The following is a 21,165-nucleotide window of genomic DNA, read 5'->3' as shown; positions in this document are numbered from 1 at the left end:
GGAATCGGACGCCGCTTGACAATAGGCAGGTGGTTACCTGCATGATGGGTGAATGCAGGAGACCGACGACGACGTGACGGACCGGGTGTTCAAGGCCCTCGCCGACCCGACCCGCCGGGCCGTCCTCGACCGGCTGCGCGCCGACAACGGGCTCACGCTGACGGCGCTCGGCGAGGGGGTCGGCATGGCCCGGCAGTCCCTCACCCAGCACGTCGACGTCCTCGTCGAGGCCGGCCTCGTCGTCCTCGTCCGCAGCGGCCGGCTCCGGCTGCACTACCTGGACCCCGGGCCCGTCCGCCGTGTCCTGCAGCGGTGGGTCTCCGTCTTCGACGAGCCCCGCCTCCACGCCCTCGACACCATCCGCACCACCGCTGAGGAGATCTCGATGTCCGACACGCACGCCCCGCCCGTCCCCGAGTACGTCTACGTCACCTACATCCGCGCCACCCCCGAGCAGGTCTGGCAGGCACTGACCGACGCGGACCTCACCGCCCGGTACTGGGGCCACCGCAACGAGTCCGACTGGGCCGCCGGCGCCACGTGGCACCACCGGCCGCTCGACGGAGGGAAGGACGACATCGTCGGCCGGGTGCTCGATGCGGACCCGCCCCGGCGGCTCCGCTTCACCTTCGAGGCACCCCAGGAGTTCCCCGGTGCCGACCCGTCCGTCGTCACGTTCACCCTCGAGGCCGGGAACGGGATCACCCGCCTCCACGTCGTCCACGAGAACCTCGCCGACGTCACCGCGCTCGAGCAGATCTCGCACGGATGGTCGGCCGTCCTGGCGAACCTCAAGTCGCTCCTCGAGACCGGCGAGGCCCTGCCCCAGCAACCGTGGGAGATGGCGGCCGTCCACCACCCCGGGGCCGGGGCATGAGCGGTTCCGTGAGCGAGGCGGTGCGGCGCTTCGACAGCTGCCACGCGGCGATGCTGACCGCCCTCGACGGGGTGCGCGACGACGAGGACCTCGCGCGGTCCACGCCGTGCCCCGAGTGGGACCTCCGCCGCCTCGTGGAGCACGTGTCGGACGTCGCCCACGTCCTCGCTCGGCTCGCGCGCACCGGAGTGCTCTCCCTGGACCCGCCGCCGGACGCCGAGCCCGGGGCCGGCGATCCGGTCGCGCGCGCCCGATCGCAGCTGCGGCGCGCGGCGAGCGCCATCCAGGAGGCCGCCGGCAGCGCCGACGAGAGGGTTCGGGGGCAGGCGATGGCCGCGGCCCAGAGCGGCGCCGTCGAGCTCGCCGCCCACGGCTGGGACGTGACGACCGCGATGGGGCGGGCGCCGGCGCTGACGGACCCCGAGGCGGCGAGCGTCCTCCAGCTGGCCGGGGGGCTGCTCGACGACGCGCAGCGGGGCTCGAACTTCGCGCCGGCCCGGGCCGCGACGGGCGCGGCGACCGTCGCCGACAGCCTCGCGGCCTTCCTCGGACGCCGCGCGCGGGCCTGAGGCGTCAGCAGCGCGGGTCGGCCGGCGCGCCGGTATCGGGGTTCCGGTAACGGCGACGCCCGGGATCCGCCATCATCGAGGGTGTGCCGGGGATTCCGCTGATGCTCGACGTGGACACCGGGGTGGACGACGCCTGCGCCCTGCTCCTCGCGGCCCTCCATCCGGGGCTCGACCTGCGGGCGGTCTCGTGCGTCGGCGGCAACGCCCCGCTCGTCGACGTCGTGCGCAACACGCTCACCGTGCTCGGGCTCGTGGGGCGACGCGACGTCCCCGTCGGCGTCGGCGCCGCCCGCCCGCTGCTGGAGGACCCGGTCGACGCCCGGCACGTCCACGGCTCCGACGGGATGGCCGACCTCGGCCTGCCCGTCCCGCTGCTCGAGCCCGACCCCCGGCTCGCCGTCGAGCTGCTCCGCGACACCGTGGCCGCGGCGGCCGACGCCGGGACGCCGCTGACCCTCGTTCCGCTGGCGCCGATGACGAACATCGCGCTGTTCGCCCGGCTGTACCCGGCGGTGTTCGCCCGGATCGGCCGCATCGTCTTCATGGGGGGCGGGGCCAACGTCAGCAACGCGACGGCGGCCGCGGAGTTCAACGTCTTCCACGACCCGGAAGCGGCCGCCATCGTCCTCGACGCGTGCGCCGTCCACGGGGTCGCGGCGACGATGTACGGCCTCGACGTGTTCTACGACCCGCTGGTCACCGACGAGCACGTGGCGAGGCTGCGCGAGATCGACAGCGCAGCGGCCCAGCTGGGTGCGGCGCTCGTCTCGTTCCACCACCGGCGGTTCGCGAGCGGCGGGGCGACCATCGGCGACGCGGGGGCCGTCGCGATGCTGGTCTGCCCGGACGCGGTCCGCACCGAGCGCCTGCCCGTGCGGGTCGAGCTCACCGGCTCGTTCACCCGGGGGCGCACCATCGTGGACCGCCGCGACTGGACCGGCGACCTCGCCCACGACCCGCACGGTCTCGCCCCGGCGCAGGTCGACGTCGCCCTCGAGATCAACGGTCCGTGGATCGCCGACGTCTGGCTCCGCACGGTCGGGGGTGAGGACTGGTGACCGGCCGCGTCGTCGTGCTCGGGTCGCTCAACGTCGACCTCGTCACCCGGGTCGCGCGCCACCCGCGCCCCGGCGAGACCGTGCTCGGGGAGGGGCTGCGCCGTCTCGCCGGGGGCAAGGGCGCCAACCAGGCCGTCGCGGCGGCTGCGGCGGGCGCCGACGTGGCGATGGTCGGGTGCGTGGGTGACGACGCCGGGGGCGCGGCCTACCTCCACCGGCTCAGCGGGCTCGGCATCGACGTCGCGGGGGTCCGGGTGTGCCCCGACGCCCCGAGCGGCCACGCGATCGTCCAGATCTCCGACGACGGCGAGAACGCGATCGTCGTCGTCCCGGGGGCCAACGCGCTGCTCGACGAGCGCGAGGTGGCCGCGGTCGACTCGCTCGGGCCCGGGGACGTCCTCCTCCTCCAGCTCGAGGTGCCCCGGACGGTCGTCTGCGTCGCGGCTCGCCGGGCGGCCGGCCGTGGGGCGCGGGTCGTGCTCAACATCGCCCCGTACGAGGCGCTGCCGCCGGATGTCGTGGCGCTCGCCGACCCCCTCGTCGCGAACGAGCACGAGATGCAGGCGCTCGCCGAGTCGGGCGCCCAGCCCGCCTCGCTGCTCGTGACGTTCGGCGGCAACGGGGCCTCCTGGGACGGTCGCACCCGCCCGGCGGTCGAGGTCGCCGCCGCGGACGTCGTGGACACCACCGGAGCCGGGGACGCCTTCTGCGGGGCGCTCGCGGCCGCCCTGGCACGCGGGGCGGACCCCGACGCCGCGCTCGCCGCGGCCCTCGCCGCCGGGGCCGAGGCCGTCCGCCGCGAGGGCGCCCAGCCCGACCCCTACCTCTGAGTAACCTTCCTCACGACCGGTGCTCCTGGACCGGCCGGCGTGCAAGGGTGGTCCATGGCCTCCACCGACGCCGCCCCCCGCCCGCCCGCGCCATCCGCGGGTGACGACGCCCCCCGGACGCCACCCCCGCTCGTCGCCGATCCGGCCGCGCTGCGCGCGTTCCTCGACGGCCCCTACGCCTCCGTCCGCGACGACGTGCGCGCGCGGCTCGTCGACCATGCGCCCATCCTCGACGAGCGGGTGGACCTGCCGCGGGCCGAGCTGCGGCGACGGGTCCGCGACCTCGTCGTCGAGATCGGCCGGCAGGGGCAGGCGGTCCACGGGTTCCCCACGGCCTACGGCGGCGGTGGCGACATCGGGGCCTCGGTCGCCTCGTTCGAGACCCTCGCGTACGGGGACCTCTCGGTGCTCGTGAAGTCCGGCGTCCAGTTCGGGCTCTTCGGGGGAGCGGTGCTCCAGCTGGGGACCGCGCGGCACCACGACACGTACCTCCCCGACATCCTCTCGGGCCGCCTGCTCGGCTGTTTCGCGATGACCGAGACGGGCCACGGCAGCAACGTCCAGGCGATCGGGACCACCGCCCGCTACGACCCCGGCACCGACGAGCTCGTCGTGACCACCCCCGACGACTCCGCGCGCAAGGACTACATCGGCAACGCCGCCGAGGACGGCGAGCTCGCGGTCGTCTTCGCCCAGCTCGAGGTGGCCGGGGAGCAGCACGGGGTGCATGCGGTCCTGGTCCCCATCCGCTCCGCCGGCGAGGTCCTGCCCGGGGTGCGCATCGAGGACTGCGGCGCCAAGCTCGGCCTCGAAGGGGTCGACAACGGCCGCATCTGGTTCGACGGCGTCCGGGTCCCACGGGCCAACCTCCTGGACCGGTTCGCGTCCATCGAGGACGACGGGGCGTACCGGTCGAGCATCGAGAACCCCGACCGCCGGTTCTTCACGATGCTCGGCACGCTCGTCCAGGGCCGGGTCAGCATCGGCGGCGCGGCCGTCGGGGCCTCGAAGGTCGCGCTCGAGATCGCGATCCGCTACGGCCTGCGGCGGCGCCAGTTCGAGTCCGCGACGGAGGGTGAGGAGACCCTCCTCCTCGACTACGGGATGCACCAGCGGCGGCTTCTTCCCCTGCTCGCGCGCACCTACGCGCTGTCCTGCGCCCAGGAGGAGGTCGCGCGCCAACTCCACGAGGTCTTCTCGGCCGACACCCCCGAGGCCGACGACCGGGCCCGGCGGGCGCTGGAGTCGCGGGCCGCCGGGACCAAGGCGCTCGCCACGTGGCACGCGACGCGGACCATCCAGGAGTGCCGTGAGGCGTGCGGCGGCGCCGGCTACCTCGCGGCCAACCGGTTCGCGGCGCTCAAGGCCGACACCGACGTCTTCGCGACGTTCGAGGGCGACAACCACGTGCTGCTCCAGCTCGTCGCCAAGGGCCTGCTCACCGACTACTCCTCGGAGTTCGAGGACCTCGACCAGTTCGGGATGGTCCGCTTCGTCACCGGGCTCGCCGTCGAGACCGTCATCGAGCGGACGGCCGCACACCAGCTTCTGGAGCGGATCCGCGACGTCCTGCCCGGCGGCCGGGACGGCTGGGACCAGGAGGCCGGGCTGCTCGACCCCGACTACCAGCTGGCGATGCTCCGCTTCCGCGAGGAGCACCAGCTGGCGGGGGTCGCGCGGCGCCTCAAGGCCGGGGTCGACGCCGGGCGCCCGACCGGCGAGGTGTTCAGCCGCGTCCAGGACCACGTCATCGCGGCGGCCCGCTCGCACGTCGAGCGGCTCGTGCTCGAGGCGTTCGTCGAGCGGGTGCGCGCCCTGCCCGAGTCGCCGGCGCGCGACGTCCTCACCGCCCTGTCCGACCTGTACGCGTTGACGACGATCGAGGCCGACCGGGGCTGGTTCCTCGAGCACGGCCGGCTGTCGGCGCCACGGTCGAAGGCCATCACCCGGGAGGTCTCGGAGGTGCTCCGGCGGCTGCGGCCGGTGGCCGGCGAGCTCGTCGAGGCGTTCGGCATCCCGGCCGAGGTCCTCGGCGCCCGCGACCTCGTCGGCTGACGTCCCCACTTCTCATCCTCGCGTCGGCGTGTCGCGCAGCGACACGCCCAGACGCGGCGGACGCCGGCCTGAAAAGTCGGGAAAAGCGCGGGGGAGAGGCGGTCGCGGTCAGGGGGCGGGGTCGACGACGATGACCGTCTGCCGGCCGGCGACCCGGGTGAGGATGATCGTCGCCTGCGCGCCGTCGCCCGCCTTGCGGGTGATCTTCAGCTGGTGGCGCAGCTCGTCGTCGTCGAGCCGGACGCCCCGCTTCTTGATCGTCAGGCCGGTGACGCCGTGCTGGGCCAGCCACGCGCGCAGCGTCTTCACCGAGAACGGCATCGACTCGAGCACGGCGTACCGGCGGGCGAACGGGACGTCGACCTCGGCCTCGGACAGCACGTAGCCGAGCCCCTTCTCGACCTCGCTGCCCAGCGTCGCGGCGGTCACGGCCCCGAGCAGTCCCGCCTGGGTCACCGCCCGGTCGGGCTCGTACAGCCACGCCCCGATCGAGCCCGGGCTCGCCGCGACCGGCGGGTCCGGCTCGGCCATCCGCTCGTCGACCTCGACGGGGGAGGCCCCCGGCGACAGGATGCGCGCCGTGCGGCCCGGCTGGTAGGCCAACGGCCCCCACCACACGGCGCACTCGAGGACCTCGCCGCCGAAGGAGGTCCACTGGGCCTCGGTCCCGAGCGGGATCGCGTCGTGCGGCATCGACGGCGAGAGCTTCGCCCCGGTGGCCGGCACCGCCGTCGCCACCTGGAGGACGAACTCCCACGTCGGACGGATCTCGTCGAGCCGGAAGACGCGCTTGATGCGGCCGTGCCGGCCGGTGCGCCCCGGGATGCGGCGGGCCGGGTCGAGCCACACCCCGACCCGCGAGCGCAGCGGGTCGCGCGGAGGGTCGAACTCCTCGGCCATGCCCTCCCGGGCGCGAGAGTCGGGCCAGGGGCGCAGGTTGACGTCGGCGACGGCCGCCGTGACGGGGTCGATGTCCACGCCCTGGACGGTGACCCCGAGCGCCGACATCGCGACGGCGTCGCTGCCGATGCCGCAGCCGAGGTCGTGCACCGTCGCGAGGCTCGCGTTGTAGTAGCGCCCGGCATGGGTGGCCGCGACCTCGAGCCGCGAGGCCTGCTCGAGGCCGTCGGGCGTGAACAGGAGGTCGTTCGCGAACTCGCCGAACTTCGCCACGGCCCGGGCCCGCAGACGCTGCTGGGTGAGGGCCGCCGCGACGAGCGCCCGGTCGTGGCCCTCCCGGCGGAGCCGGTCCTGGAGGGCGATGACGGAGGTGTCGTCGTACGGTGGCAGGGAACGGAGGAGGCTCTGCCCGTCGGGGGAGCCCAGCGCTCGCACGATGCCGACGTCCACGGCCGCTCATCCTGCCACCCGCCCCGGCGGGGGAGGCACGCAGCCCCTCACCGGGTCGGCCGGGACGCGCGGCTGGCACTCGAGTTGACCGAGTGCTAACGCCGGTCATAGATTTACCCCATTGGCACTCGTCAACGGCGAGTGCCAGCGCCACCCGGGTCGGGATCGACCCCCGCGACGGCGAGAGCGGCCCGGGCGCGCAGTCCCCGTCCACTTCGACTCATCCCAGCAAGGGGAGGAGCACACCGTGTCGGTTTCCATCAAGCCGCTCGAGGACCGCATCGTCATCAAGAGCCTCGAGGCCGAGCAGACGACCGCGTCCGGTCTTGTCATTCCGGACACCGCGAAGGAGAAGCCCCAGGAGGGCGAGGTCCTCGCAGTCGGCCCCGGCCGCATCGACGACAAGGGCAACCGAGTCCCGCTCGACGTCCAGGTCGGCGACCGCGTCATCTACAGCAAGTACGGCGGCACCGAGATCAAGCACAAGGGCGAGGAGTACCTCATCCTCTCCGCGCGCGACGTTCTCGCCGTCGTCGCCTGAGTACCGCGCTGACGCCGTGACCGCGTCCCGGCGGCCTCGTGCCGCCGGGACGCGTCCGGCACCCACCCGCGAACCCCGCGACGGGCCGGGCGCCACCGCGCCGCCCGTCACCCCCAGCAAAGGACATCAATGGCCAAGGAACTGGAGTTCAACGACTCCGCCCGCAAGGCGCTCGAGCGGGGCGTCGACGCCCTCGCGAACGCCGTCAAGGTGACGCTCGGCCCCAAGGGCCGCAACGTCGTCATCGACAAGAAGTGGGGCGCCCCGACGATCACGAACGACGGCGTCACCATCGCTCGCGAGATCGAGCTCGAGGACTCCTACGAGAACCTCGGCGCCCAGCTCGCGAAGGAGGTCGCCACCAAGACCAACGACGTCGCCGGTGACGGCACGACCACCGCGACCGTCCTCGCCCAGGCGATGGTGCACGAGGGCCTGCGCAACGTCGCGGCCGGCGCCTCCCCGTCCGGGCTCAAGCGCGGCATGGACAAGGCCGTCGAGGCCGTCTCCGAGCGGCTGCTCGAGACCGCCCGCGAGATCGAGTCCAAGGACGAGATCGCCCAGGTGGCCTCGCTCTCCGCGCAGGACCAGGAGATCGGCTCCACGATCGCCGACGCGTTCGACAAGGTCGGCAAGGACGGCGTCATCACCGTCGAGGAGTCCTCGACCGCCTCCACCGAGCTCGAGTTCACCGAGGGCATGCAGTTCGACAAGGGCTACATCTCCCCGTACTTCGTCTCGGACCCCGAGCGCATGGAAGCCGTCATCGAGGACGCCTACGTCCTGGTCAACCAGGGCAAGATCTCGGCCATCGCCGACGTCCTCCCGGTCCTCGAGAAGGTCGTCCAGGCCGGCAAGCCGCTCCTGGTCATCGCCGAGGACATCGACGGTGAGGCCCTCTCGACGCTCGTCGTCAACAAGATCCGCGGCACGTTCAACGTCGTCGCCGTCAAGGCTCCCGGCTTCGGGGACCGCCGCAAGGCGATGCTCCAGGACATCGCGGTCCTCACCGGCGGCCAGGTCGTCGCCGAGGAGGTCGGCCTCAAGCTCGACCAGGTCGGGCTCGAGGCGCTGGGCCAGGCCCGCCGGGTCGTCGTCACCAAGGACAACACGACGATCATCGACGGCTCCGGCGCGCACGCCGACGTCGACGCCCGCGTCGCGCAGATCAAGCAGGAGATCGAGCGGACCGACTCCGACTGGGACCGCGAGAAGCTCCAGGAGCGCCTCGCCAAGCTCGCCGGCGGCGTCTGCGTCATCAAGGTCGGTGCGCACACCGAGGTCGAGCTCAAGGAGAAGAAGCACCGCATCGAGGACGCCATCTCGGCGACCCGTGCGGCGATCGAGGAGGGCATCGTCGCCGGCGGTGGCTCCGCGCTCATCCAGGCGGTCGGCGTCATCGAGGGTCTCGGGCTCGAGGGCGACGAGGCCGTCGGCGCGAACATCGTGCGCAAGGCCGCGGCCGAGCCGCTGCGCTGGATCGCCGAGAACGCCGGCATGCAGGGCTACGTCGCCGTGGCGAAGGTCAAGGAGCTCTCGTCGGGCCAGGGCCTCAACGCCGCCACGGGCGAGTACGAGGACCTCGTCAAGGCCGGGGTCATCGACCCGGTCAAGGTCACCCGCAGCGCCCTGCGCAACGCGGCCTCGATCGCCTCGATGGTCCTGACGACCGACACCCTCGTCGTCGAGAAGAAGGAGGACGAGGAGCCGGCCGCCGGCGGTGGCCACGGCCACGGCCACGGGCACTGAGCCTCTCCTCACGTCACCGGGTGACCGGTGACCCGTACGACCGGACGCCGTCCGCCCCCTGGGGCCGGGCGGCGTCCGTCGTACGCTGGCGGGTATGCGGCTGCTCGGCGTCCTCGGGGGGATGAGCTGGACGAGCACCGAGGCCTACTACCGCGGCCTCAACGAGGGGGTGGCGTCGCGGCTGGGGGGCCTGCACTCGGCGCGGGTGCTCGTCCACAGCGTCGACTTCGGCCCGGTCGCCGAGGCGCAGCACGCGGGCGACTGGGACGCAGCGGCCGGGATCCTCGGCGCCGCGGCGGCCGGGCTCGCCGCGGGGGGCGCGCAGGCGCTGCTGCTTGCGACGAACACCATGCACAAGGTCTCGGGGGCGGTCGAGGCCGCGGCCGGGCTCCCGCTGCTGCACATCGCGGACCCCACCGCGGACGCGCTCGTCGCGGACGGGCGGCGCCGGGTGGGGCTCCTCGCGACGCGGTTCACGATGGAGGAGGACTTCTACGTCGCCCGGCTGCGGGACCGGGGCCTCGACGTTGTCGTCCCCGGGGTGGGTGACCGCGAGCTGGTGCACCAGGTGATCTACGACGAGCTCGTGCACGACGTCGTCCGGGCGGCGTCCCGGGAGGCCTACCGCGCCGTCCTGCAGCGACTCGCGGACGACGGCGCCGAGGCCGTCGTCCTCGGCTGCACCGAGATCGGCCTGCTGCTCCATCAGGGCGACACCGAGGTGCCGCTCTACGACACGACGGCCCTGCACGTGGCGGCGGGAGTGGACTGGCTCTGCGACCGGTGACGGCGCTCGGCCCGCGCCGCGAGGGGTCAGCCGGCCGTGACGCGGACGGCGTCGCCGCCGTCCAGGGCCACGACGTCGCCGAGCCCGACCTGCCGGCCGCCGGCGGTGGCCACGGCCACGGCCACGGGCACTGAGCCTCTCCTGAAGTCACCGGGTGACCGGTGACCCGTACGACCGGACGCCGTCCGCCCTCAGGGCGGGCGGCGTCCGCGCGTCGAGGTGGGTCGGGACCGGCGGTCACGCTCGTGGAGCCCATCCCCTGCATTCGCCGCCCCGACCAGCCGAACACGTCGCCGAGGAACCCGGCCGCACGGTCGCGGTCCTCGTACGGCACTCGAAGTACACGACCCGGGTGCGTTCCCCGCCGCCCGGTCAGCCGGCCTCAGCCGGAGACGACCCGCACGCTCTCCCCGCCGTCCAGCCCGACGACGTCGCCGACGCGCACCTGGCGACCCCGTCGGGTCTCCACATCACCGTTGACGGTGACGAGCCCGCGCTCGACGACCTCGCGAGCGGTCGCCCCGTCCTCGACGAGCGAGGCGAGCTTGAGGAGCTGGCCGAGCCTGATCGACTCGTCGCGGATGGGGACCTCGAACGGCTCGGACGTCATGGCCCCAAGGTTAGGCTGCAGGCATGGTCAGCCTGCTGCCGGACATCACAGGATCGTTCTCGACGCCGGCGGGCGGCAACCCGACCGGCGCCATGGTCGAGGCGGCGTACGCCCATCACGGGCTGGACGTGCGCTACGTCAACTGCGACGTGGCTCCGGAACGGCTGGCGGACGCCGTCGCCGGCGCCCGGGCGATGGGCTGGATCGGATTCAACTGCTCGCTGCCCCACAAGGTCGCGGTCATCGACCTCATCGACGGGCTGAACCGGTCTGCCGAGCTCATCGGTGCCGTGAACTGCGTGGTGCTCACCGAAGGCCGCATGCTCGGCCACAACACCGACGGCCAGGGTTTCCTCGGCTCGCTGCGCACGGTCGCCGACCCGGCCGGACAGCACGTACTCCTCCTCGGGGCGGGTGGTGCGGCCCGGGCCATCGCCGTCGAGCTCGCCCTGGCCGGGGCCGCGCACGTAACGGTCGCCAACCGCAGCGTCGACAAGGCGGTCCAGGTCGCCGCCCTCGTCGCCGACCACACCGCGACGACCTCCGACGTCCTGGCATGGGACGGTCGGCTGACGCCGCCTGCCGGGACGACCGTCGTGGTCAACGCCACCTCGCTCGGCCTGCCGGGCTCGGGGGACGTCCCCTTCGACGTTGGACCGGATGCGGGGCATCTCGTCGTCTGCGATGTGATCCCGAACCCGCCCGACACCGACTTCCTCCAGCGGGCCCGGGCGGCCGGGGCCACGACCCTCGAGGGACGGGGCATGCTCATCGACCAGGCCGCGGTCAACATCGCCCTGTGGACCGGGGTCGATCCGGACCGCTCGGTCATGGGCAGCGCCCTGGACGAGGCCATCGGAGGTTGGGAGCACCCCTGAGCGCCCCGCAGGTCGTCGAGGCGTCAGTGGCGCTCAGGGGCTGCCTGGGTCCGCGCCCGGGCGGGAGCACGTCCGCCCGGGCGCGGGTCCACGACGGCCGCGGGCCGGGTCGTGGGCTCTCGCCCCCACGACCCGGCCCGCGGCCAGGTGGGTCACGGTGCACCGTGGGCTCTCACCCCCACGGTTCCGGCCGGTCGTGGGCTCTCGCCCCCACGACCGCCGACCGGTGACCCGGCTTCTCGACCCCCGGAGGTCGAGCCGGCGCCCTGTGGTGGAGCGCCGGAGCAGATGGTGCGTCCGGTCAGGACGCGATGTGCCGGGCCTGCGCGTATACGGACTCGCGCTCGTCCTCGGTGAGCCCACCCCAGACGCCGTACGGCTCGCGCACGGCCAGGGCGTGCGCGCGGCACTCCTGGATGACGGGGCAGGCGAGGCAGATGTCCTTGGCCGCGCTCGCCCGGCGGTGGCGCTTGCTGCCCCGCTCGCCCTCGGGGTGGAAGAAGACATCGGGGCCGACGGCGCGGCAGGCGCCGTCGTACTGCCAGTCCCACAGGTCGGCCACGGGGCCCGGAAGCCGGGTGATCTCGGCCATGTGTACCTCCACCAGTTGGGCCGCTTCCCCTGAGCGGCGACGAGAGTCACGCTAGGAGCCGTTTCGCCGAGGGTGGGCAAGGGGGAGGTAAGCCTTTGGTCAAGGTGCAGGCGCGACTGCCAAGCGGATGCAAAGCCGCGAAGGCGGTGATGCCGCCCGCCTCGTGCGTCCGAGGTGTGCGGCGACGTGGTCGGTCCCGCGGCCCGCGGGACCGTAGAATCGGGTGATGAGCCTCGGACTCCACGAGACCAGCCCCGCCGCCGAGCCGTCCGCGCCGCGCGAGGACCACCCGGCGGCCCCGTCGGCCGGCGTCCCGGCCGGGTCCACCCAGCCCGACCCCGCGGGCCCCTTCGCCGAGATCGGGCTGACCTACGACGACGTGCTCCTGCAGCCGGGCGAGACCGACGTCATCCCGAGCGAGGTCGACACCACCGCCCGCCTCACCCGCGAGATCTCGCTGCGGGTGCCGCTCGTCTCCGCCGCGATGGACACCGTCACCGAGGCCCGGATGGCGATCGCGATGGCCCGCCACGGCGGCCTCGGCATCCTGCACCGCAATCTCTCGATCGAGGACCAGGCGTACCAGGTCGACCTCGTGAAGCGCACCCAGACCGGGATGATCTCCAACCCGGTGACGATCGGGCCGGACGCCACCCTCGAGGAGCTCGACGACCGCTGCGGCCGCTACCGGGTCTCGGGGCTGCCGGTCGTCGACCCCACGGACCGTCTGCTCGGCATCGTCACCAACCGCGACCTGCGGTTCACGCCCGTCGCCGAGTGGGGCGACACGCTCGTGCGCGACGTCATGACGCCGATGCCGCTCATCACCGGCCACGTCGGCATCAGCCACGAGGAGGCCACGACGCTGCTCCGCCAGCACAAGCGCGAGCGGCTGCCGATCATCGACGATGGCGACCGGCTCCGGGGGCTCATCACCGTCAAGGACTTCGTGAAGTCCGAGCAGTTCCCGCATGCGAGCAAGGACGCCGACGGCCGGCTCCTGGTCGGCGCGGCCGTCGGCTACTTCGGTGAGGCGTGGCAGCGCGCCACCACCCTCGTCGAGGCCGGCGTCGACGTGCTCGTCGTCGACACCGCGCACGGCCACGCCCGGCTCCTCCTCGAGATGATCGAGCGGGTCAAGAAGGACCCGGCCCTGCGGCACGTCCAGGTCATCGGCGGCAACGTCGCCACCCGCGCGGGCGCCCAGGCCCTCGTCGACGCCGGGGTCGACGCGGTCAAGGTCGGGGTCGGGCCGGGGTCCATCTGCACCACGCGCGTCGTCGCGGGGGTGGGCGTCCCCCAAGTCACCGCCATCCACCAGGCCTCGCTCGCCTGCGCCCCGGCGGGCGTGCCGCTCATCGGCGACGGCGGCCTCCAGTACTCGGGCGACATCGCCAAGGCCCTCGTCGCCGGTGCCGACACCGTGATGATCGGCTCGCTGCTCGCCGGCTGCGAGGAGAGCCCCGGCGAGCTCGTCTTCATCAACGGCAAGCAGTTCAAGGCCTACCGCGGCATGGGGTCGCTCGGGGCGATGTCCTCGCGCGGCAAGAAGTCCTACAGCAAGGACCGCTACTTCCAGGCCGACGTCACCTCCGACGACAAGATCGTCCCCGAGGGCATCGAGGGCCAGGTGGCCTACCGGGGTCCCGTGGGCGCCGTCGTGCACCAGCTCGTCGGCGGACTGCACCAGTCGATGTTCTACGTCGGGGCGCACACCGTGCCCGCGCTCAAGGAGCGCGGCCGGTTCATCCGGATCACGACGGCGGGCCTGCGGGAGTCGCACCCGCACGACATCACCGGCATCGTCGAGGCGCCCAACTACTCGTCCCAGCGCTGACCGCCCGAATCGTGCCCTCGGCTGGCGCCACGTAAGGTCCAGCGGGTGCGTCGCGCCTCCGTCCTCGTCGTCCTCGCGCTCGCCCTCGTCACCGGGTGCGGGTCCGAGGCTGCCCCGGTGACCCCGAGCGCCTCACCCGAGACGGTGACGTCGGGCCGGGTCGCGCCGTCCCGGGCGCCCACCCCGACGCGGGCCTCGCCCCGACCCTCCTCGACCGAGGACCTCGTCATCGCGGTCCCGGCCCCGACCCCGGCGCCCGGCACGGCCGCGCCCGCCCCGGCGCCGGGCGGGCAGGTCGAGGGGTCGGACCGGCTGACGAGCCTGCGCGGTGACACCCGCAGCGCGATCGTGTGGGCCCCGTTGTCCGACCCGTCCGCCGTGCAGGTCGAGGGATCGGTCCCCAGCCACCGGGCCTGGTCGACGTCGAAGGTCCTCGTCGTCGCCGCCTACCTCGACACCGTCGTCGACGGCGACCCGTCGAAGATCCCCGCAACCGAGCGGGGGTGGATCCGGGCGGCGCTCACCCGCAGCGACGGCAACGCCGTCGTGGCGATCCGCGACAGGATCCCGGGCAGCCCCGGAGCCGCCATCACCAACGTCCTGCGCGCCATCGGGGACGGCACGACGACCGCACCGGACCGATCACAGGGCACGATGTCGTGGAGTCCCCGCGAACAGGTGCGGTTCATGGCGGCGCTCGCCGGGGGCCGGGTCGTGAGCGCCCAGGCCAGCCGCTACCTGCTCGGCGAGATGAACCCCATCCCGGCCCACGAGTGGGGCCTCGGCACGATCGGGGCGGGCGCCTTCAAGGGCGGCTGGCTCACCCCCTCGTCCGAGACGCGCCAGATGGGCATCGTCGGTGGCTACGCCGTCGCCATCATCACGGTCGGCGTCGGCCCGGCCGTCGTCCAGACCGACGGCGACTCCGCCCACGTCTGGCAGATGAACCGCCTCGCCGACCTGCTGGCCCGGCGGCTCGGCTGACCGGTGGCGGACCCGCGGTGACCCGGTCGTCGCCGCTCCCGGGGGTGCGGTCAGCCGCGCCGGGTCAGCGCATCGCGCCAGGTCGGGGCCACGAGGCCACCGTCGGCACTGCGGTCGACGGAGGTCGCGGCGAGCAGCGCGCGGGTGATGGCCCGGGTGACGCACCGCGCCGCCGCGTCGTGGAGCCCGAACAGGTCGACCCCCTCGGGGGCGGGCCGCGCCCCCGTCGCGAGGGTGAAGACGGTGTCGCCGTCGACGGCGGTGTGGACGGGCGACAGGCCACGGGCCATGCCGTCGTGGCAGACGGTCGCCAGACGCCGGCACCCGGCCTTGTCGAGACTCGCGTCGGTCGCCACGACCGCGAGCGTCGTCGCCCGCCCGGCCCGCAGGGCCTCGGCCTCGGCCCGCCGCTGCTCGACGTAGGCGGCCACCGCCTCCGGGTCGGGGCGGGGCACCTCGCCCAGCTCGTCCCCGAGGGCCCACCCGAGCCCGAGCAGCGTGCCGTCGGCCCCGACCGCCTCGCCGGCGGCGTTGACGACGACGAGGGCGGCGACCGTGACCCCGGAGTCGAGCACCGCCGAGGCCGTCCCCACCCCGCCGCGCAGGCCGCCGGTGCGCGCTCCGGTCCCGGCGCCCACCGAGCCCTCGGCCACCGGCCCGCCCGTCGCCGCACGGTAGGCGGAGGCGCCGTCGTCGGGGCCGGGATGGTGCCGCCAGTGCCCGCCGCGGCCGAGGTCGAAGAGGATCGCCCCCGGCACGATCGGGACGCGTTCGTCCTCGCCAGGGCCCACCGGCCAGCCGCGCCCGTCCTCCCAGGCGGCGCCGGCGACGCCGTCCGCCGCGGCGAGCCCGAACGCGCTCCCGCCGGCCAGGACGACGGCGTCGACCGCGTCGACGAGGGCGGCCGGGTCGAGCAGGTCGGTCTCCCGCGTCCCGGGCCCCCCGCCGCGCACGTCCACCCCGCCGACCGTGCCGGCGGGCGGGACGACGACCGTCACCCCGGTGAGCCAGCCCGGGGCGTCCCGGGTGGCGTGCCCGAGGAGGACACCGTCGACGTCGGTGATGGCGTTGTGGGGGCCGGCTCGCACCCGCCCAGCATGACCGATGCGGGCCTCGTCTCCGACCTCGACGGGCGGGCGGGGGACCGGGGCGACGGGAACGACCTCCCGCGTCGGTAGGCTGCCCCGGTGACCGAGATCGAGATCGGCCGTGGCAAGCGCGGTCGCCGCGCCTACTCCTTCGACGACATCGCGATCGTGCCCTCGCGGCGCACCCGCGACCCCGAGGAGGTGTCGACGGGCTGGCAGATCGACGCGTACCACTTCGACATCCCCGTCATCGGGGCCCCGATGGACTCGGTGATGTCCCCGGAGTCCGCGATCGCCCTCGGCAACCACGGCGGCCTGCCGGTGCTCGACCTCGAGGGCCTGTGGACGCGCTACGAGGACCCGGCGCCGCTGCTCGCCGAGATCGCGACGCTCGACCCCGCGCTGGCGACCCAGCGGCTGCAGGAGATCTACCGAGCCGACATCCAGCCCGAGCTCGTCACCGAACGCCTGCGCGTCATCCGGGACGCCGGTGTCACCGTGGCCGGGGCGCTGACACCGCAGCGGACGCAGCAGCTGTGGAAGACCGTCGTCGACGCCGGGGTCGACCTGTTCGTCATCCGCGGGACCACGGTGTCGGCCGAGCACGTCTCGGGCCGCGCCGAGCCGCTCAACCTCAAGCGTTTCATCTACGAGCTCGACGTCCCCGTCATCGTCGGGGGCGCCGCGTCCTACTCCGCCGCGCTGCACCTCATGCGCACCGGTGCCGCGGGCGTGCTCGTCGGCTTCGGCGGCGGCGCCGCCCACACGACCCGCGCGACGCTGGGCATCCACGCGCCGATGGCGTCCGCGATCGCCGATGTCGCCGCGGCCCGCCGCGACTACCTCGACGAGTCCGGCGGGCGCTACGTGCACGTCATCGCCGACGGCGGCGTGGGCACCAGCGGCGACCTCGTCAAGGCCGTGGCCTGCGGGGCGGACGCGGTGATGCTCGGCGCCGCCCTCGCCCGGGCCACCGACGCCCCGGGCCGCGGCTTCCACTGGGGTCCGGAGGCCTACCACGCCGAGCTGCCGCGGGGGCACCGCGTCGAGGTCGGCGCCGTCGCCCCGCTCGAGGAGCTGCTGTTCGGGCCCGGCCGGCTGGCCGACGGCACGACGAACCTCGTCGGCGCGCTGCGCCGGGCGATGGCGACCTCGGGCTACCTCGACCTCAAGGAGTTCCAGCGCGTCGAGGTCGTCGTCGCGCCGTACCAGCGCAGCTGACCGAGGGAACGGGGTGCCAGCGGCCGACCCGGTCGTTACTCTGCGGTAATGCCCGACGTCATCGCCGACCCGGAGACCGACCCCCGCGCCACCTACGCGGTCGACCCGGGGCGGGTGCGCCGGCTCCTCGGGAGCGTCGTGGCGTCGGGTCCGCCGATGACGACGCACACGCCGATGACCGGCGCCCCGCTCGCCACCCTCCCCACCTCGACGGCCTCGGACGTCGCCGTCGCGCTCGACCGGGCCCGCGCGGCCCAGCGCCGGTGGGCCCGGATGCCCATGGCCGACCGCTCGCGGGTCCTGCTCCGGCTGCACGACCTCGTGCTCGAGCGCCAGTCCGACTTGCTCGACCTCGTCCAGCTCGAGTCGGGCAAGGCCCGGGTGCACGCGTTCGAGGAGGTCGCCGACTGCGCGCTGGTCGCCCGGTACTACGCCCGGCGCGGCCCGCGGCACCTCGCGTCCGAGCGGCACCTCGGGGGCGTCCCGGTGCTCACCCGCAGCAGCTCGCACCACCGGCCACGGGGTGTCGTCGGCATCGTCTCGCCGTGGAACTACCCGCTCAGCCTGTCGGTGACCGATGCGCTCCCGGCGCTGCTCGCCGGCAACGCCGTGCTGCTCCGCCCGGACCCGCAGGGGTCCCTTACCGCGCTGACCGCCGTCGCGCTCATGGTCGAGGCCGGGCTGCCCGCCGACGTCGTCCAGGTCGTGCTCGGCCCCGGCGACCCGACGGGCAAGGCCGTCGTGGAGCGGGCCGACTACGTGTGCTTCACCGGGTCGACCGCCACCGGGAGGGTTGTCGCGCAGACCGCCGGTCGCCGGCTCGTCGGCGCCACCCTCGAGCTCGGCGGCAAGAACACCGTCTACGTCGCCGCGGACGCCGACCTGCGCCGGGCCGTTCCCGGCGTGATCCAGACGTGCTTCGCGTCCGCCGGGCAGCTGTGCGTGAGCGCGGAGCGGCTCGTCGTCCACGAGGCGGTGGCCGACGAGTTCCTCGGGCGGCTCCTCGACGCGATGGGGCGGATCCGCCTGTCGACGGCGCTGCACTGGGACGCCGACATGGGCAGCCTCGCCGGGCCGGGACAGCTGGAGCGCGTCCTCGCTCATCTCGACGACGCGGTCGCCAAGGGGGCCACGGTCCTCACCGGGGGGCGGGCCAGGCCGGACATCGGCCCGTTCGTCGTCGAGCCGACCGTGCTGACCGAGGTGACCTCGGCGATGGCGTGCCGCGACGAGGAGACCTTCGGTCCCGTCGCCGCGCTCTACCGGGTGGCCTCCGACGACGCCGCCGTCGCGCTTGCCAACGACACCGAGTACGGCCTCAACGCCTCGGTCTGGACCCGTGACATCGCTCGTGGCCGTGCCCTCGCCGCGCGGATCGAGACGGGCACGGTCAACGTCAACGAGGGCTACGCGGCCGCGTGGGGGAGCATCGGGTCGCCGATGGGCGGGATGAAGGCCTCCGGGCTGGGTCGGCGCCACGGCCGCGAGGGCATCCTCAAGTACACCGAGAGCCAGAACGTCACCGTCCAGCGGCTCGTCAACATCTCCGACGTGCCGGGGCTGGCCGGCGAGCGGTACGCCCGCGCGCTCACGGGGGCGCTGCGCGTCCTCAAGGCGGTGGGACTGCCGTGACGGCATCGGACGAGCCCGATGTCGACGTCGTCGTCATCGGGTCGGGCTTCGGGGGGTCCGTGGCGGCACTCCGAGCCGCCGAGAAGGGCTACCGGGTGCTCGTCATCGAGGCCGGCAGGCGCTTCGCGGACAGCGACTTCGCGCGCACGTCATGGGACCTCCGGCGGTTCCTGTGGGCTCCACGGCTCGGCTGCTACGGGGTGCAGCGGATCCACCGGCTCCCGGACGTCGTCGTGCTCGCCGGGGCCGGCGTCGGTGGGGGGTCGCTCAACTACGCGAACACCCTGTACCGGCCGCCGCGGGCCTTCTACCAGGACCCCCAGTGGCGGGACCTCGCCGACTGGGAGGCCGAGCTCGCCCCGCACTACGACACCGCGAGCCGGATGCTCGGCGTCGTGGCGAACACCTGCGACGGGCCGGTCGAGCGGGCGATGGAGGGGGCAGCCGCGGACCTGGGCGTCCGGGACACGTTCCGGCGTACCCCGGTCGGGGTGTACTTCGGCACGCCGGGCGAGACCGTCGACGACCCGTACTTCGGGGGCGCCGGACCACGGCGGACCGGCTGCACCGAGTGCGGCAACTGCATGGTCGGCTGCCGGGTCGGGGCCAAGAACACGCTCGTGAAGAACTACCTCGCGCTCGCCGAGCGCCGCGGGGTCGAGATCCGGCCGATGCGCACGGTGACCCGGCTCGGGGTCGTCCCCGGGTCAGCGGACGACGGCGACGGCGACGGCGCGGTGTACCGCGTCCTGCACGAGCGCACCGGCCCGGTCGGGGGCCGGGACCGGCAGGTCGTCACCGCCCGGCGGGTCGTCGTCGCCGCCGGCACCTGGGGCACCCAGACCCTGCTGCACGCGATGAAGGACGCGGGCGAGCTGCCGCGCCTCTCGGACCGGCTCGGGGCGCTCACCCGCACCAACTCCGAGGCGCTCGTCGGCGCGATCACCGAGCGCCCGCCGCGGACGGCCGACCTCACCCGGGGGGTCGCCATCACGACGAGCTTCCACGTCGACGCCGACACCCACATCGAGAACTGCCGTTACGGCAAGGGCTCGGACGCGATGGGCCTGCTCACGACGCTCGCGGTCCCCGGTGGCACCGGGCGTCCGCGCTGGCTGGAGTTCCTCGCCACGCTGGCCCGCGACCCCCGGCCGCTGCTCCGGATGATGCCGGTCACGCGGCGGTGGAGCCAGCGGACCGTCGTCGGGCTCGTCATGCAGACCCACGACAACTCGCTGCGGGTCTCGGGCGTGCGTCGGCGGGGGCGGCCGGGGCTCACCTCGACCCAGGGGCACGGAGAGCCCAACCCGAGCTACATCCCGCAGGGCTACCGCGGGATGGAGGCCCTGGCGGCGCGGCTGGAGGCCGCGACCGGCGAGTACACGGCCGTCGGCGGGACGTGGGCCGAGGTGTTCGACGTGCCGATGACCGCGCACTTCCTCGGGGGCGCGCCGATCGCCGGCTCGCCCCGGGACGGCGTGCTCGACCGCTACCAGCGGGTGTGGGGCCACCCCGGGATCTCGGTGCTCGACGGCTCCGCGGTCTCGGCCAACCTCGGCGCCAACCCGTCCCTGACGATCACCGCCCAGGCCGAGCGGGCGATGGCGCACTGGCCCGTCCGGGGCGCTGCCGACCTGCGTCCGGCGCAGTCCGCGCTCTCGACGACGGGCGGCCGGGGTGGGACCCGACCCGCCGAGAGGGGCTCCGAGGTCGGGGGAGTCCGCTTGTAGCGGAGGACGTTCCGCAGCGCGACCCGACACGCGCACCAGCGCCCGCAGTCAGCCGAAGAGCCATCCGGGCCCGTCCGAACGTCCGCGGACCGGGTCGACGTTCGGACCGGTGGCGCCCGGTTCCCGCGGCCGCGGCGGAACCGCGTCACTAATCTTCGGTCGTCGAACCTCGTGCGAGAAGGAGAACCATGCCGGCGCGTCGCTCCGCCACCATCGCCACCACCGGCTGGTCCCGGGTCCACTTCGGCCTGCGCGTCATCGCCGTCGCGACCGTCGCCTGTGCCGCGATCCTCGCGGCGACGGTGGCGTCGGGGACGATCCCCGGCCACACCCGGGCGCCCGTCCTCACCTGGGCCGGTGTCTCCGGCACCTGAGACACTCACCGGGTGGAGTCCTCCGCCGGGCAGGTGTGGAGCTTCACCGTGCCCCTGTGGCGCTGGCGGGAGGGGTCCTGGCACTTCGTCACGGTGCCACAGGACGTCAGCGACGAGGTCGACCAGGTCGTCGGTGACGCCACCGGCGGCTTCGGCTCGGTCCGGGTCGAGGTGACCGTTGGCGCCACCGTGTGGCGCACCAGCCTCTTTCCGTCGACGGAGGAGGCGGCCTACGTCCTGCCCGTGAAGAAGGCGGTCCGCGTCGCCGAGGACCTCGCGGACGGCCGGGCCGTCCCCGTCACGATCCGGGTGCTCGACGCCACCGCCGGTCCGTGACCGGCCGGACGGGTCAGCCTCGTCGCGCGCTCGACCGGTGCGCAGGTCGACGGCGCCCGGGCGGGGC

At 74.2% G+C, this 21,165-nt stretch carries 20 protein-coding genes; 16 read left to right on the top strand and 4 right to left on the bottom strand.

Going from position 1 to position 21,165, the window contains the following annotated elements:
* Positions 1-52: 52 nt before the first annotated feature.
* The 5 genes from Q0963_RS05015 to Q0963_RS04995 all read left to right on the top strand — a co-directional run bounded on the left by Q0963_RS05015 (position 53) and on the right by Q0963_RS04995 (position 5,389).
* Positions 53-877, top strand: coding sequence for an SRPBCC domain-containing protein (locus tag Q0963_RS05015; protein WP_299443511.1), 825 nt, complete (start codon positions 53-55; stop codon positions 875-877).
* Positions 874-1,446 (top strand): maleylpyruvate isomerase family mycothiol-dependent enzyme, encoded by a 573-nt coding sequence (locus Q0963_RS05010; RefSeq protein WP_299443508.1) that lies wholly within the window; start codon positions 874-876, stop codon positions 1,444-1,446. The genes Q0963_RS05015 and Q0963_RS05010 overlap by 4 nt, the downstream gene beginning before the upstream one ends.
* A 101-nt stretch (positions 1,447-1,547) precedes the next feature.
* Positions 1,548-2,504, top strand: coding sequence for a nucleoside hydrolase (locus Q0963_RS05005; RefSeq protein ID WP_299443505.1), 957 nt, complete (start codon positions 1,548-1,550; stop codon positions 2,502-2,504).
* Positions 2,498-3,334, top strand: coding sequence for a PfkB family carbohydrate kinase (locus tag Q0963_RS05000; RefSeq protein WP_299443635.1), 837 nt, complete (start codon positions 2,498-2,500; stop codon positions 3,332-3,334). Before Q0963_RS05005 ends, Q0963_RS05000 begins: the two co-directional genes overlap by 7 nt.
* A gap of 54 nt (positions 3,335-3,388) precedes the next feature.
* Complete coding sequence (locus Q0963_RS04995; protein WP_299443501.1) at positions 3,389-5,389, top strand: acyl-CoA dehydrogenase; 2,001 nt, start codon at positions 3,389-3,391, stop codon at positions 5,387-5,389.
* 108 nt (positions 5,390-5,497) lie between these two features.
* On the opposite strand, the gene Q0963_RS04990 is transcribed toward Q0963_RS04995, so the two are convergent.
* On the bottom strand, positions 5,498-6,739 hold the full coding sequence (locus Q0963_RS04990; protein WP_299443498.1) for a THUMP-like domain-containing protein: 1,242 nt from the start codon (positions 6,737-6,739) through the stop codon (positions 5,498-5,500).
* A gap of 247 nt (positions 6,740-6,986) precedes the next feature.
* Between Q0963_RS04990 and groES the strand changes: the two genes are divergently transcribed.
* The 3 genes from groES (at position 6,987) to Q0963_RS04975 (ending at position 9,816) form a co-directional block, all read left to right on the top strand.
* Positions 6,987-7,280 carry a co-chaperone GroES gene (groES, locus tag Q0963_RS04985; RefSeq protein ID WP_299443495.1) on the top strand — a complete coding sequence of 98 codons (294 nt, stop codon included), beginning with the start codon at positions 6,987-6,989 and terminating at the stop codon, positions 7,278-7,280.
* Between the two features lie 129 nt (positions 7,281-7,409).
* A complete protein-coding gene (gene groL / locus Q0963_RS04980) occupies positions 7,410-9,029 on the top strand; it encodes a chaperonin GroEL (protein WP_299443492.1) in 1,620 nt (539 codons plus the stop codon).
* 94 nt (positions 9,030-9,123) lie between these two features.
* Entirely contained in the window at positions 9,124-9,816 is a 693-nt protein-coding gene (locus tag Q0963_RS04975) for an aspartate/glutamate racemase family protein (protein ID WP_299443489.1), read from the top strand.
* A 382-nt stretch (positions 9,817-10,198) separates the two neighbouring features.
* Here the strand turns inward: Q0963_RS04975 and Q0963_RS04970 are convergent, their stop codons facing one another.
* The gene (locus Q0963_RS04970) at positions 10,199-10,426 is read right to left on the bottom strand and encodes an RNA-binding S4 domain-containing protein (protein WP_299443486.1); all 228 of its coding nucleotides are present in this window, start codon (positions 10,424-10,426) and stop codon (positions 10,199-10,201) included.
* Between the two features lie 23 nt (positions 10,427-10,449).
* On the opposite strand from Q0963_RS04970, the gene aroE reads away from it, so the two are divergent.
* Complete coding sequence (gene aroE / locus Q0963_RS04965) at positions 10,450-11,304, top strand: shikimate dehydrogenase (protein ID WP_299443483.1); 855 nt, start codon at positions 10,450-10,452, stop codon at positions 11,302-11,304.
* 301 nt (positions 11,305-11,605) lie between these two features.
* Here the strand turns inward: aroE and Q0963_RS04960 are convergent, their stop codons facing one another.
* On the bottom strand, positions 11,606-11,896 hold the full coding sequence (locus tag Q0963_RS04960; RefSeq protein ID WP_299443480.1) for a WhiB family transcriptional regulator: 291 nt from the start codon (positions 11,894-11,896) through the stop codon (positions 11,606-11,608).
* A gap of 226 nt (positions 11,897-12,122) precedes the next feature.
* On the opposite strand from Q0963_RS04960, the gene guaB reads away from it, so the two are divergent.
* Positions 12,123-13,733, top strand: a complete 1,611-nt coding sequence (gene guaB / locus Q0963_RS04955; protein WP_299443477.1) for an IMP dehydrogenase — start codon at positions 12,123-12,125, stop codon at positions 13,731-13,733.
* A 45-nt stretch (positions 13,734-13,778) separates the two neighbouring features.
* Positions 13,779-14,717: a hypothetical protein gene (locus tag Q0963_RS04950; RefSeq protein ID WP_299443474.1), complete on the top strand. Its 939-nt coding sequence runs from the start codon at positions 13,779-13,781 to the stop codon at positions 14,715-14,717.
* A 50-nt stretch (positions 14,718-14,767) separates the two neighbouring features.
* Here Q0963_RS04950 and Q0963_RS04945 read toward each other — a convergent pair whose 3' ends face one another.
* A complete protein-coding gene (locus tag Q0963_RS04945; protein WP_299443471.1) occupies positions 14,768-15,805 on the bottom strand; it encodes a P1 family peptidase in 1,038 nt (345 codons plus the stop codon).
* 99 nt (positions 15,806-15,904) lie between these two features.
* On the opposite strand from Q0963_RS04945, the gene Q0963_RS04940 reads away from it, so the two are divergent.
* The 5 genes from Q0963_RS04940 (at position 15,905) to Q0963_RS04920 (ending at position 21,098) form a co-directional block, all read left to right on the top strand.
* A complete protein-coding gene (locus Q0963_RS04940; protein WP_299443468.1) occupies positions 15,905-17,026 on the top strand; it encodes a GuaB3 family IMP dehydrogenase-related protein in 1,122 nt (373 codons plus the stop codon).
* Between the two features lie 48 nt (positions 17,027-17,074).
* Positions 17,075-18,658, top strand: a complete 1,584-nt coding sequence (locus Q0963_RS04935) for a succinic semialdehyde dehydrogenase (RefSeq protein WP_299443465.1) — start codon at positions 17,075-17,077, stop codon at positions 18,656-18,658.
* The gene (locus tag Q0963_RS04930) at positions 18,655-20,388 is read left to right on the top strand and encodes a GMC family oxidoreductase (protein WP_299443462.1); all 1,734 of its coding nucleotides are present in this window, start codon (positions 18,655-18,657) and stop codon (positions 20,386-20,388) included. The genes Q0963_RS04935 and Q0963_RS04930 overlap by 4 nt, the downstream gene beginning before the upstream one ends.
* 188 nt (positions 20,389-20,576) lie before the next feature.
* Positions 20,577-20,762 carry a hypothetical protein gene (locus tag Q0963_RS04925; protein ID WP_299443459.1) on the top strand — a complete coding sequence of 62 codons (186 nt, stop codon included), beginning with the start codon at positions 20,577-20,579 and terminating at the stop codon, positions 20,760-20,762.
* A 12-nt stretch (positions 20,763-20,774) separates the two neighbouring features.
* Positions 20,775-21,098 (top strand): DUF1905 domain-containing protein, encoded by a 324-nt coding sequence (locus Q0963_RS04920; RefSeq protein WP_299443456.1) that lies wholly within the window; start codon positions 20,775-20,777, stop codon positions 21,096-21,098.
* Positions 21,099-21,165 lie beyond the last annotated feature (67 nt).

Origin of the sequence: uncultured Phycicoccus sp., assembly GCF_947495705.1 — a bacterium.
Classification (GTDB): Bacteria; Actinomycetota; Actinomycetes; order Actinomycetales; family Dermatophilaceae; genus Phycicoccus.
This window is presented reverse-complemented; position numbering and strand designations above follow the sequence as displayed.

Bases quoted from the DNA above. Each gene is read 5' to 3' on its own strand.
- Q0963_RS04975 (WP_299443489.1), top strand. From the start codon at position 9,124: ATGCGGCTGCTCGGCGTCCTCGGGGGGATGAGCTGGACGAGCACCGAG.
- Q0963_RS05010 (WP_299443508.1), top strand. From the start codon at position 874: ATGAGCGGTTCCGTGAGCGAGGCGGTGCGGCGCTTCGACAGCTGCCAC.
- aroE (WP_299443483.1), top strand. From the start codon at position 10,450: ATGGTCAGCCTGCTGCCGGACATCACAGGATCGTTCTCGACGCCGGCG.
- groL (WP_299443492.1), top strand. From the start codon at position 7,410: ATGGCCAAGGAACTGGAGTTCAACGACTCCGCCCGCAAGGCGCTCGAG.
- Q0963_RS04935 (WP_299443465.1), top strand. From the start codon at position 17,075: ATGCCCGACGTCATCGCCGACCCGGAGACCGACCCCCGCGCCACCTAC.
- Q0963_RS04995 (WP_299443501.1), top strand. From the start codon at position 3,389: ATGGCCTCCACCGACGCCGCCCCCCGCCCGCCCGCGCCATCCGCGGGT.
- guaB (WP_299443477.1), top strand. From the start codon at position 12,123: ATGAGCCTCGGACTCCACGAGACCAGCCCCGCCGCCGAGCCGTCCGCG.
- Q0963_RS05005 (WP_299443505.1), top strand. From the start codon at position 1,548: ATGCTCGACGTGGACACCGGGGTGGACGACGCCTGCGCCCTGCTCCTC.
- Q0963_RS04960 (WP_299443480.1), bottom strand. From the start codon at position 11,896: ATGGCCGAGATCACCCGGCTTCCGGGCCCCGTGGCCGACCTGTGGGAC.
- Q0963_RS05015 (WP_299443511.1), top strand. From the start codon at position 53: ATGCAGGAGACCGACGACGACGTGACGGACCGGGTGTTCAAGGCCCTC.
- Q0963_RS04970 (WP_299443486.1), bottom strand. From the start codon at position 10,426: ATGACGTCCGAGCCGTTCGAGGTCCCCATCCGCGACGAGTCGATCAGG.
- Q0963_RS04925 (WP_299443459.1), top strand. From the start codon at position 20,577: ATGCCGGCGCGTCGCTCCGCCACCATCGCCACCACCGGCTGGTCCCGG.